Consider the following 11,917-nt stretch of genomic DNA (forward strand, 5'->3'; position numbering starts at 1 on the left):
GAGAAGGGGCGGCGCCTGGTGGACCGGCTTCAGTTCCAGAAGGTGGAGGTGGAAATGAAGCACCCGCCCCCACCGCCGCCGGATGAAGCCGGTGACGAACTGCCGGTGAGCGAATGAGAATCGCCTTCCGCAGGAGTGGCAGCACCGGTGGCGACACCGAATCCGGACGGATCGATGATGATGCCGTTTGCCACCCCGTCGGCATCCCCGAATCCACCATCCTGAATCTCGAACTCAACCGACAGGCGGTCGGCGGCGAAGACCGCATGGGCAGAGTAATCCTGCCATCCGTTGGTCATATCGTATTTGAGCCACTTGGCCGTCTGGGGCGCCGGTTCTGAAAAATATGCCTGGACCCTGGCGATACCCCCCACCTGTTCCATCTCCAGCCGGAAACTGACCAATCCCAGGGGCAGGTCGAAGGGGAGCCGATCCACGGCACCGATGGTGGTCAGGTCTGTAGACTCTATGGCCGAAATCCGCGTCACGCCGCTTCCTGCAGGCGCCTCGACGGCTATCTGCCCCGCGCCCTCAAAGACATTCACGCAACGGAGGTCGTTCTGCTCGGCATCGGCAATACCGTTGTTGTCCAAATCGATTGACATGCCCACTTCCTGGTCGTCGGGTATGCCGTTGCCGTCCTCATCCAATTCGGATTCGCCGGTGGTGAACCCGCTGGGAGACGACCAGTCGGAAAGAGCCCCCTTGACGCTGGTGTAACGGACCACCCAGCTGTACTGGGTGTTTTCTTCGAGCACCAGCGGAGGCACGTCCAACTCCGTCAGGCAGGTTGAACTGGTAACATCCAGGACGCATAGGCCATCCGACACCCGGGTGACGACCCACTGGGTCTGCAGGTGGCGGTCGTTGGGATCCGGTGACGTGAAAACGGCTGTCTGGAGGACGGGGGTCAGGAAGAGATCGGAGAAATTGTTTCCCGGCGAGGTGGCTTCCGGCTGGCTTGGAAGAGCGGTCTGGCCGTAAAACCACACCTCTTGAGAATCGGCGCTCCGGTTGCCGGAATCATCGTAGGCCCGAACCACGAAAGCGTAATCGGTGTATTCATCCAACCCGATTAATGTGCAGGTAGTTGCTGAGCTGTCCCATATCGGATGACTGTAGTTGTAACCGTCGCTGGCCTGACGGCAGAACACCCGATATCCCACCACGGTGGTTTCTTGATTGGCGTCCCAGGCCAGCGTCACCTGCCGGGTTGCATGACACAGACGGGGCAGTAAGAGGAAAAACCCCATCAGCAGGAACAGTCCGAGCCATGTCCGGGTAATCAATGTCAGGTTGTCTGGCAACAAAGGCAGTTTCATGCGGGTACGAATCACTCCAGGTGCCGTCCAGGATCATTTCCGATCAGGTACCGCTGCAGAACGGTTGCCCACCCCATCGTCATTGCCCGGGGTTAGGCATCGGGGCGATCACATCCATCCATCGCCTCGGGATGAGGGTAATGACCGCCGGACCTACCGGCAGGCCAACCATTTTTCGTTGATGGATCGAACCGGAGAAAGATCACTGATATGGGCCAGTGAAACAGCATCCCTTCGGTCCCTGCCGGATCTTCGCTCTGGAATGAAGTCGGCATAAGAAAACCGGCGTTGCTCAAAAGCAATTCGACGCTCTTCCTGAATGTTGTAACCAGCACGAAAGCATCTTTTCATCGTCACTTTCAACTTTTTTTTTGGGAAACCGAACTCAACAGGGGCTTCGCGGTCAACCGGTCACGATGGGCGCAGCAATGGCCGTGCCACGTTCCTCTACACCCTGCCATCGGGTGTTTATTTGATCCGCCCAGGACAAAATTTTGCTTTCGGTTACGAGTTTTGCGCACCAGGTTACGATTTTTGCGCACATTCGACGATGTTTGATTTGCCTTGGCAAATTGTGTTAACGCATAAAAACGGCCTAAAAGGGAAGGCCCCTACCGCTTAGGAAAGCACTGCCGACCATGAATCTGAGATTTGGAATCACCGGGAAACTGCTGGTCTGGTTTCTCGTCATCATCGCTATTTTTTATGGCACGATACTGGTCCTGTACATCAATGTACAGCAAGTGGTCAGGCTGTCCGGATCCATCGTGGCAAAAAACTATGCCATCGCCTCCGGGACGAAAAAGATGATGGAAAGCCTGCTCAGCATGGAGGAAAATAAACAGAAATACCTGCTGCTCAAGAAGGCCGACTACCTGGTCTTTTTCAATGAAGCGCAACAAACCTTCGAAGAAAACCTGGCCCAAGTGACCCGTCTGACCGCCATGGGCCATAAAATTTCCGATGTGTGGCAGGACATCAGTGATGATTACGGAACCTATCCCAACGCGAAGGAGGTCTCTGCCTATTTGGCCGGTGAAGTGAAAGACCCTGAAGCCGTAAATACATTCTGGATTCCCGAATCGATCGTCAACGTGTGGATCAGCAAAATTTCCGGGGAACGGCTTAAAAATGAACAGGAAATCGAACAATCCACCCGGGATCTGAACCGAAAGGGCCGGCTTTCCGCTAAAAACGGGCTCATCGGCCTGGCCGTATCCAGCTTGGTCGGTTTATTAGGCATTTTCTACCTGGCCTATTCCATGATCCGCCCGTTGCGGGAACTGATGGACGGTATCCGGGAGATCTCCTCGGATCGACTCAGCACCCCGCTTAAGGTTCGCAGCCAGGATGAGTTCGGCGAGTTGGCCCATGCCTTCAACGAAATGTCCAATCGTCTGCGCAAAGAGGAGCGCATGCGGTCGGATTTCATCTCCATGCTCAGCCACGAGATTCGAACGCCGTTGACCTCCATTCGCGAGTCGGTCAATATGATTCGGGAAGAGGTCATGGGGCCCATCAACAGCCGACAGGAAAAATTCTTAGGAATCGCCGGTTTGGAAATCAGCCGTATCAGCGACCTGCTGAGCCACCTGATGCAGGCCTCCCGGTTGGAGCCCGGCTTGCTGAACATGCAGTTGGAACCCATCGATCCGCACACTTTTGTTTCCGAGTGCACCAACAGCATCAAGCTGGCCGCCGAGGCAAAAAGCATTGAACTGCGTATCCAGGTCCCTGACCAATTGCCTCCGATCGTCGGCGACCGCAAACAGCTCCAGCAGGCGATGCTGAACTATCTGTCCAATGCCGTAAAATTTTCCGAACCCGACACTCGGGTCACCGTCGGCGTCCGTCAACACCGGTCACAAAACCGGCTCTCTTTTTTCGTGAAAGACAACGGCCCCGGCATCCTGGAGGAAGATCAGGCATTTTTATTCAACAAATACTATCGGGGTCAGCGTGAACGCGAACGGCTGGAAGGGGTCGGCTTGGGGCTCAGCATTGTCAAAAATATTATCGAATCCCACCATGGCACCGTGTGGGTCAGCAGCCAGGTGGGCAAGGGAAGCACCTTCGGATTCACCCTTCCCAGCGCACCCGAGTGATGATACCGGCTTGTCGGTGCAGGCAGCAATCGTTGAATTTTCTTGAATTGTCGCCCGATGACGATTAAATAGAGATCGAAAATGATCAAAGAACAATTGAAAAAAAATGGAAATCACATGACACCTGCAGGGGGTCAATCATACCGCCTGATGATCATCCTGCTCGTCGTCCTCGGTCTGTTTACGGGCTGCGGGTCCGTTTTTCAGGGCCTTGACGACAGGATGCATCGAAAGCGATTCAAGTCGGACTATGAATCCTTTGAAAATGCGCTGTCGGTTTACAAAAACGGTGATTACGAAGCGGCCATGGGTCTGTTCAAGACCCTTTCGACAGCCAGGACCGATGCAGAACTGGCCCGAAAGGCATGGCTGGGTGAAATCTGCTGCCGGCTGATGATAGCGGACACCCAGGATGACTATACCGCCGCCATTGGCCTTTGGCATGATTTCGGCAGCTCTGCAGCCGATAATGATGATGCCTGTGATATAACCCTGCTCGGCCCACTGATTTCACGCAGACCCCCCAAAAGCACCACACAGGTGATCTATATCAACCCGCCGGCAACGAAGGTACCTGATAAGACCTCAATGTCTACAGTCGGGCAGCGGGACGACAGGCAGCGGGACGATAGGCAGCGGGACGATAGGCAGCGGGACGACAGGCAGCTCCGGACCGAGATGGCCGACCTGAAGAAAAAAGCGGAACAGGCGGCTCAGCTTCAGCATCGGGTGGATGAAGTTTTAGCCGAAAACCGGTTGCTCAAGGAAAAAATCAAGGCGCTGGAGGCCATTGACCAGAATATCCAAAAGAAAAAAACCGAAATATCGGCTCCCAGCGAATGAAACGATGAAAAAAAATGCCCCCCCAAAATCCGTTCTCGTTGTGGACGATGATCACAATGTACTGGAGGTACTGGATGCCCGGCTTTCCAGTTGCGGACTCATCGTTTACAAGGCGGATGGCGGCCGAAAGGCGCTTCAGATCCTCAAGACCCGCCGGATCGACCTCGTGGTGTCGGATGTGAAGATGCCCGAAATGGACGGCATGGCGCTGTTGTCGGAAATCATCCAGACACAGCCGGGTCTCCCCGTCATCTTTCTGACCGCCTATGCCAATGTACCCGATGCGGTCAAAGCCGTTAAATCCGGTGCTGTGGACTATGTCGAGAAGCCCTTTGACGGCAAGGCCCTGACCGAAAAAATCCAAATGATGTTAGATGAATTCGAGGGTGCGGGCCCGGCCAAGCCAGCCGATCCATTGCCAAGCAAGGACCTCGAAGAGGATGTTAAAAGCCCGACCATGAAAAACCTGCATGGCCTGGTAAAAAAGGTGGCCCGCAGCAGCGTGAATGTCCTGATTCTCGGAGAGAGCGGCGTGGGCAAGGAGCGCATCGCCAAGCAGATTCACCAACTGGGCCACCGCCGGGAAAAACCATTTGTCGTGGTCGATTGCGGTGCCACCCCTGCCGGCCTGCTTGAAAGCGAACTCTTTGGCCACGTCAAAGGGTCATTCACCCATGCCGTAAGCGACAAAAAAGGGCTCATCGAAACGGCGGATACCGGGACGCTGTTCCTTGACGAAATCGGCAACATCTCCCACGAGATGCAGATCCGCCTGCTTCGGTTCATCGAAGACCGGACCATCAGGAGAATCGGCGGGCTGAAGGGAACCCCCGTGGACTGCCGGATCATCGCGGCCACCAATGCCGATCTGGGCGAAGCGATTAAAGCCGGCCGGTTCAGGGAAGATCTGTTTTTTCGCCTCAGGGTGGTGACCCTGACCATTCCTCCCCTGCGGGAGCGAAAGGCGGATATCCCCATTCTGGTCGACCACTTTACCGAGCAATATTGCAGCCAGCACGGCGTGGAAAGGGTCAACGTCCTTAAAGAAACAATGGACTGGCTTTGTGACTACTCGTGGCCCGGCAATGTCCGCGAACTGAAAAACGCCATCGAGGGAGGCATCGTCATGTGCCGGGACCATGTGCTTCGACCGGAGGATTTCCATGTGGCAGGCATTACGGAGACCTGCAGCGACAGTCTGGCCGATGACGACTGCCTTTCTCTGGAAGAGAGCGAAAAAAATACCATCCTCCGGGCTTTGGAACAGACCGGGGGGGTTCAAAAAGAAGCTGCCGAGGTGCTGGGTATCAGCCGGCGGGCCATCCACTATAAAATCAAAAAATACGGGATCGATGCCGGCAGTATCAAGGCCAGGCACTGACCCCATTTTTCCCTTCCCGCAAAAAAAACAGGGGGGGGTGGGGCTCAGGATAGGCTGAAAAGGTAACCTTCGTTCACGCCAAACCCGTCGGGAAGATTTTCAAATAGTGAATGGAGCTTGTTTCAAAACGTCTTAGTTAGGTCAAGATCAAGGCGGACGATCATTTCAACCGCAGGCGTAGCCGCGCTAGGTTGAGGATTGAAATGTGAGCCCTACGCCGATATTGGGCGAAATGGGGCGTTTTGAAATTGGCTCAATGTTTAAAGGATATGTTGGCTGTTACATCCAGTCTGCCGGAGATCGGAAAAGTCGTCCTTCCCAACCCAACCGCCCCCGCCTGTAACCAAATCCTCCCGCCAGTCTCCCTAAAGCCGTGGTAAAAAGCAATGGACATCTCCTCGATAAACACATATGAAAGGTGAAAAGATGAAGGAAATACTGATTTTGCTGGCAGTAGTGGGCGTATGGATCCTGCTTCAGGCCTATATTCTGCCGAAACTGGGTGTCTCAACATGAATGAGTGATGCCTGTCAGGTGACAGACAAAAAAAACCATGTCGAACCCGTCGGAGAAAACGAAAAGCGACGATAAGGATACCGAACTGATCCGGGCGATCAACAGTGGTCGTCAGGAGCTATTTTATGAACTGGTCAAACGTTACGAAAAAAGCCTGTACAACTTTGGCCTGAGAATGTGCGACAACCCCAGCGACGCCGAAGACATGGTGCAGGACACCTTCTTAAATGTCTTTAAATATCTTGAGGGGTTTCGATATGAGACCAAGTTCAGAAACTGGCTGTACCGGGTTGCCACCAGCGCCTGTCTGAAAAAAAAACGCCGGTCCAAGTATGCGCCCGACCGGGAACTCTCCTTGGAAGCGTTTCTTCCGGAAGACGAATCGGCCGTATCGGTGGACCTGCCCCGCTGGGCGTCCCAACCCCTGGAGCAGGTGCTTGATGGAGAACTCAACGGCATCATCCGGCAAGCGCTGCTGGAACTTCCGGAAAAGTACCGGCTGGTGATCGTTTTGCGGGATGTGGAAGGGTTTACCACTCAGGAGACGGCGGAAATACTGGGCCTGACCCCCACCAACATCAAGGTACGCCTGCACCGGGCGAGGTTATTTCTCAGAGAAGCATTGAAAACCTATTATGAAACCGACTGACCCTCACCATTCCCACGAAAACTGCCTGGCGCTGTTCGAACGGCTTTCCGAGTATATCGACAAAGAACTGGACGCTCCCGCCTGCAAGGACATCGAAGCACACATCAAGGCGTGCAAACCCTGCCAGGTCTGCCTGGACACCCTGAAACAGACGGTGGATTTTTGCAAGAACCTTGAACGTCACCAGGTACCGGAGACCTTTTCCCTGAAATTGAAGGACACGATTTCCGAGCTGGTGAGAAAAAAATCCGACTGAATGCACTGCATTTTACTTCCCGGTCTTCATCGCTATCCGATCTTTTTTGCACCTTTCGCGCTGGAAGCACCTGATGTCCATTCACTCCTTCAACCCTGCACAATTTGATCGCAAGGGAAAAACCGACCCTCGGTGTAGGTTAACACCGCCTTAGACCGGCTCACCCTGAAGCACTCAATCGGAATGGACGGCACCGTTCCAGACCATACCAACTATGTATTTTTTTACATAGTTAAATGGACGGTTGTGAAGTGCGCACCATAATTTTTGTGATGAAATCCCCTGCTCCCATGTGACGAAAAACTGCCGGAACCACCCTATAAAAAATATTAACTCATATGAATCATTTAATTTAATTCAACTCCAACTACAAAACCCATTTGTTTTTTTCCGTTGGCACCTTCATTGCTCTAACAAGAGAGAGTTTTGAAAAATTAGATACTTATTCGATTTTTGGGTTTCGGCGCAAGTTGTTCCGGAAACATTGGCCTTGGTCAGCTCTGGGGTGCTGTAACTGGACGCCGGTGTAAGTATGGTGGACACGAGAAAACTACATTCGCATCCACGACGGTATTTTTTTCAGGGCTGAAAAGGCTTGAACCCGATTAGGCGAAGGCAGGCTATCAGGCGTCTGGGATTATGCAGCGGTCTCGTTGACAAAGCCGCATAATCACCATAGAGTCAATCCACTTTTGCCTGCTGAGCAGATGAGATATTCCAATGGGACTGGCAGTCGCTGTGCGCATCGCTTCAGAACTCACTGGCAGGTTACAACTTTCTGTTTTTCCCTGTCTGTTAGAGAGACTCATTTACTCCCGTCATGAGCCATCGGTAGAACTCACGGCGCTCTCCCGGCTGATCAGAATGGATCCTGCATTATGCTTCATGACCATGCGCCTCGACCGATCCATGGGTTCGAATTCTCACACGGCGGATAACCCCGGAGTTGATGCCGTGGTCAGGCGTATTGGGATGGCCGGCATCGACGCCATCACGACCCAAGCCATGGCCGACCAGGCTCTGAACGGTATCCACCATCAACAGGGGCTGGCCCTTGGATGGTTGTGGCGGCACTGCCTCACCACGGCCCTGCTGGCCCAGGGACTCGCCCTCGAACTCGATTTTCGTCCCGTGGAGGAGGCCTATACCGCCGGCCTGCTTCACGACATCGGCAAGCTGGCCCTTTTCGCCCGCACGCCGGCAGCATGTGCCCCTATGCTGTCCGACCCTGATCAGGCAAGTCAATTGCTCAAAGCAGAGGAACAGGTTGCCGAATCAGACCATTGCCGAATCGGGGCACAGTTGATCCGCCGGTACACCGGTGCGTGGTTTGCGTCAGATGCTGCCAGGTATCACGCGGCCGCATCCGCAGAGGTGATCAATGCCCTCCCCCTGGTCCAGATAGTATGGGCAGCCAACCGATTAGCCCGTGATCCGTATCCATCATCCGAGGCTTGTCAAACCGTTTCAGGGCTTTTGAATCTGAATCCCCGGCAGCTCAACCCCCTATTGCACAAAGCCCAGGAGCATGCACTGGCGGCGGCAAATGAACTCGGCGTGGTTGCTGATATGCCGGAAAAAGATCGGACGACCGGTACGCACACCGTACCACTGAGCCAGGAGATCAGGACCAGCACCGTTCTGTCCAGCGTCTATGGAGAACTGCTGACGGCAACCGATCATGATGCTATCGTACGGGTGTTGCGGCAAAGTCTCAGTGTGTTTATGGGTATCGACGATCTGATCCTGTTCGATCATGATCCCCACAGGGATATCTTAATCGGACGTTTCCCCGTGGACAACGTCTTCCCCATTCCCATAGACCGGCTGCATATTCCCCTGACCGCATCGGACTGCCTGCCAGTCATCTGCCATGTCAGCGGCGAAGCGATGAATTCATTTTCGCGTGCCCGCCAGGGAAAACTGACGATTATTGACCGACAGCTCATGGCATACATGCACAAGGACGGCATCGTCTGCATGCCGGTTCGATCGGGCACCGGTCACGGCACGGCGGTTCTGCTTTTAGGAATCGATGCCGGTGACAGGACATGGGTCGAACAACAGACCACACTTTTGAAAGCCATTGTCGCGGCCGTGGCCGGAGCGATGGAAAGAGAACGACAACGCTGCGATCAGAAAAACAGCCAGGCAACAGACCGAATTGAATCGATCGAATCTAAAACACGCAAAATCGTTCATGAAATCAACAATCCGTTGAGCATCATAAAAAACTATCTCAAGGTTCTGACCCTGCGCACCGATGAAAAATCATCGGGTAAGAATGAACTCCGCATTATCGATGAAGAGATCAGCCGCGTGACCGGGCTGATAAAAGCCCTGACATCCCCGTCAGATAAAATTCCCGTAAACCTTGAAACCGTTGACGTGAATGCCACGATCACCGATATCCTGAGTATCTTCCATGAAAGCCTGCCAAAAAAGACATCCATCCGCTTGAGCTCGGATCTGGATGCACACATCCCCGTCATCGCATCGGATCGGGACCGCTTGAAGCAGGCATTGATAAACCTGCTGAAAAATGCGATGGAAGCAATGCCCGATGGAGGAACCATTCAGGTGAGCACCCGCATGGTGAAAAGCTCCCCCGGACATATCGATGACAAAGAGGAGGCCGGCCATATCAAAATCAGCGTCTGTGACGACGGTCCGGGTATTGACGAACGGATCAAAAATGACCTATTCAAGCCTAATGTGACTTCGAAAACGGGTCATGACGGTCTGGGGTTGTCCATCGTCCATGAGGCCGTAACTCGCCTCAAGGGCTCCCTGGTGTGTGAAAGTGCCCCCGGCGGGGGGACCTGTTTTCACATTGAGCTGCCCGCAGGCGGCAGTGGATCGAAAAACGGAACCACAATAGATTCAGACACTTAGGAGCGTTTCATGAAGAACCGCCCGCAAATATTGATCTGCGACGACGAGCCATTGATGACCGCAAGCATCAAAGCGGTATTAGGCACCGGCAATTACCGGGTTCAAACCACCAACAGCCCCCGCCATGCCCTGACCCTCATCCATGCCGAATCGCCCGACCTGGTCATCCTGGATGTCATGATGCCGGAGATGACCGGTTTTGAATTGCTCGATGCCATTGACCGGGAGCACTGCGACGCCGCCTTCATCATTGTCACCGGAGAGGCCTCCGTCGATTCGGCCATCAAGGCCATCCGCAAGGGCGCCAGCGATTATCTGAGAAAGCCCTTCGAACCCGACGAACTGATCATCCGTGTGGAGAACGTGCTGAAACAACGGCAGATGAAACACGACCACATGTGCGTCGAAGCCGAGAAACGGCAGTTGGAGAATCAGTTGCGCCAGTCCCAGAAGATGGAAGCCATCGGCACCCTGGCCGGCGGCATCGCCCACGATTTCAACAACGTGTTGAGCATTATTTTAGGCAATGCGGAACTGGCCCTGGCCGACATGTCCAGCGAACATGCCGCCCACCTGAACCTGGAACGGATCCTCACGGCCAGTCTACGGGCCCGGGAAATGATTCAGCAACTGCTCAGTTTCAGCCGCAAGGAAGAATCCGGCCGCAAGCCACTTCGTCTGAACAGCGTCATCACCGAGTCGCTCAAGCTGATGCGTGCCTCCCTGCCCACCAATATCTCCATCGAGCGCGATATCTGTGCAACCGAATGCACCACCATCGCCGATGCCACCCAGATTCACCAGATCATGCTCAACCTGTGCACCAATGCCGCCCATGCCATGGAACCCGGCGGCGGCGTACTGACCATCCGTCTGGATCCCGTGACGCTGGATAGCGCCGCCGCCGTCGATGCGGATCTTGCCCCAGGCAACTACGCCAGGTTGGTGGTCGCCGATACCGGCCACGGCATCGAAAAAGATATCATCGACCGGATTTTCGACCCCTATTTCACCACCAAGGAAACCGGCAAAGGCACGGGCATGGGGCTCTCGGTCGTTCATGGCATCATCAAAGGCAGCGGCGGTGCCATAAGGGCCTTCAGCGGACCGGGACGGTTCACGGAGTTTCACCTCTACCTGCCGAGGGTGAACGCGATCATTGACGCGGAACCGGCCATTTTCAACCAACAGCACCTGCCGGGCGGCCATGAGCATATCCTGATCGTGGATGATGAAGAGATGCTCGTGGACATGATGCGACAGGTACTGGAGCAACTGGGGTACACGGTCAGCGCCTATACCGACAGTGCCGATGCACTCAAGGCGTTTCTCGCCTCCCCCCGGGCCTACGACCTGCTCATTACGGACATGACCATGCCCGGGATGACGGGCACCGGCCTGGCCAAAGCGGTAAAGGCCGTTCGCAATGACCTTCCCATTATTCTATGCACCGGATTCAACGAACAGATTAACCAGGAGAACTCCCAATCATTGGGTATCCAGTCCTTGATCATGAAGCCGGTGGGCATGCAGCAATTGGCGGAAACCATCCGCAGCGTGATGGTGCTGAAACCGACGGAGCGTCGCAAAAATCCACGGTTTGGGGCTCCTGCAGGCACCTTCGTCATCTCACGCACCCACCCCTACGAACGCTTCAGCCTGGTAGACATCGGCATGGCCGGACTGGCTTACAGCCATGAGATGGAATCGGTGTCAGACCATCTATCGGACCAGTTGGCCATTATGACGCCCGACGGTGAAATTTTCATCAGCGGCATCCGCTGCCACAACGTTTCCGACATCCCCGCCGGCAGCGGCATTCCCCTCCCCGAAAGGGGCCAGGCCCGACGCGGTGTGCGCTTCGAGGACCTGACCATGCTCCAGACGGAACGGATCGACCAATTCATCCATAACCACACCACCGAACAGTTGCACTGATCCACCTGTCCG

General features: G+C 54.6%; 8 protein-coding genes. 7 read left to right on the forward strand and 1 reads right to left on the reverse strand.

The window, feature by feature from the left end; all coding sequences use genetic code 11:
- Window positions 1-29 precede the first annotated feature (29 nt).
- Window positions 30-1,322 carry a fibronectin type III domain-containing protein gene (locus ACHZBS_RS05655; RefSeq protein ID WP_319405550.1) on the reverse strand — a complete coding sequence of 431 codons (1,293 nt, stop codon included), beginning with the start codon at window positions 1,320-1,322 and terminating at the stop codon, window positions 30-32.
- Window positions 1,323-1,960: 638 nt separating this feature from the next.
- Between ACHZBS_RS05655 and ACHZBS_RS05660 the strand changes: the two genes are divergently transcribed.
- The 7 genes from ACHZBS_RS05660 (at window position 1,961) to ACHZBS_RS05690 (ending at window position 11,905) form a co-directional block, all read left to right on the forward strand.
- The gene (locus tag ACHZBS_RS05660) at window positions 1,961-3,427 is read left to right on the forward strand and encodes an ATP-binding protein (protein ID WP_319405551.1); all 1,467 of its coding nucleotides are present in this window, start codon (window positions 1,961-1,963) and stop codon (window positions 3,425-3,427) included.
- Window positions 3,428-3,544: 117 nt separating this feature from the next.
- The gene (locus tag ACHZBS_RS05665; protein ID WP_319405552.1) at window positions 3,545-4,270 is read left to right on the forward strand and encodes a hypothetical protein; all 726 of its coding nucleotides are present in this window, start codon (window positions 3,545-3,547) and stop codon (window positions 4,268-4,270) included.
- Window positions 4,271-4,274: 4 nt separating this feature from the next.
- The gene (locus ACHZBS_RS05670) at window positions 4,275-5,651 is read left to right on the forward strand and encodes a sigma-54 dependent transcriptional regulator (protein WP_319405553.1); all 1,377 of its coding nucleotides are present in this window, start codon (window positions 4,275-4,277) and stop codon (window positions 5,649-5,651) included.
- A 553-nt stretch (window positions 5,652-6,204) separates the two neighbouring features.
- Window positions 6,205-6,816 carry an RNA polymerase sigma factor gene (locus ACHZBS_RS05675; protein WP_319405554.1) on the forward strand — a complete coding sequence of 204 codons (612 nt, stop codon included), beginning with the start codon at window positions 6,205-6,207 and terminating at the stop codon, window positions 6,814-6,816.
- A complete protein-coding gene (locus ACHZBS_RS05680) occupies window positions 6,803-7,072 on the forward strand; it encodes a zf-HC2 domain-containing protein (RefSeq protein ID WP_319405555.1) in 270 nt (89 codons plus the stop codon). Before ACHZBS_RS05675 ends, ACHZBS_RS05680 begins: the two co-directional genes overlap by 14 nt.
- A gap of 720 nt (window positions 7,073-7,792) precedes the next feature.
- On the forward strand, window positions 7,793-9,967 hold the full coding sequence (locus ACHZBS_RS05685) for an HDOD domain-containing protein (RefSeq protein ID WP_319405556.1): 2,175 nt from the start codon (window positions 7,793-7,795) through the stop codon (window positions 9,965-9,967).
- Between the two features lie 9 nt (window positions 9,968-9,976).
- Window positions 9,977-11,905, forward strand: coding sequence for a response regulator (locus tag ACHZBS_RS05690; RefSeq protein ID WP_319405557.1), 1,929 nt, complete (start codon window positions 9,977-9,979; stop codon window positions 11,903-11,905).
- The last annotated feature ends 12 nt before the right edge of the window (window positions 11,906-11,917 follow it).

This window comes from uncultured Desulfosarcina sp. (genome assembly GCF_963664155.2).
Taxonomy (GTDB): Bacteria; Desulfobacterota; Desulfobacteria; order Desulfobacterales; family Desulfosarcinaceae; genus Desulfosarcina.

Excerpts from the sequence above, each read along its gene's own strand:
- ACHZBS_RS05655 (WP_319405550.1), bottom strand. The coding sequence starts at position 1,322 with ATGAAACTGCCTTTGTTGCCAGACAACCTGACATTGATTACCCGGACA.
- ACHZBS_RS05660 (WP_319405551.1), top strand. The coding sequence starts at position 1,961 with ATGAATCTGAGATTTGGAATCACCGGGAAACTGCTGGTCTGGTTTCTC.
- ACHZBS_RS05665 (WP_319405552.1), top strand. The coding sequence starts at position 3,545 with ATGACACCTGCAGGGGGTCAATCATACCGCCTGATGATCATCCTGCTC.
- ACHZBS_RS05670 (WP_319405553.1), top strand. The coding sequence starts at position 4,275 with ATGAAAAAAAATGCCCCCCCAAAATCCGTTCTCGTTGTGGACGATGAT.
- ACHZBS_RS05675 (WP_319405554.1), top strand. The coding sequence starts at position 6,205 with ATGTCGAACCCGTCGGAGAAAACGAAAAGCGACGATAAGGATACCGAA.
- ACHZBS_RS05680 (WP_319405555.1), top strand. The coding sequence starts at position 6,803 with ATGAAACCGACTGACCCTCACCATTCCCACGAAAACTGCCTGGCGCTG.
- ACHZBS_RS05685 (WP_319405556.1), top strand. The coding sequence starts at position 7,793 with ATGGGACTGGCAGTCGCTGTGCGCATCGCTTCAGAACTCACTGGCAGG.
- ACHZBS_RS05690 (WP_319405557.1), top strand. The coding sequence starts at position 9,977 with ATGAAGAACCGCCCGCAAATATTGATCTGCGACGACGAGCCATTGATG.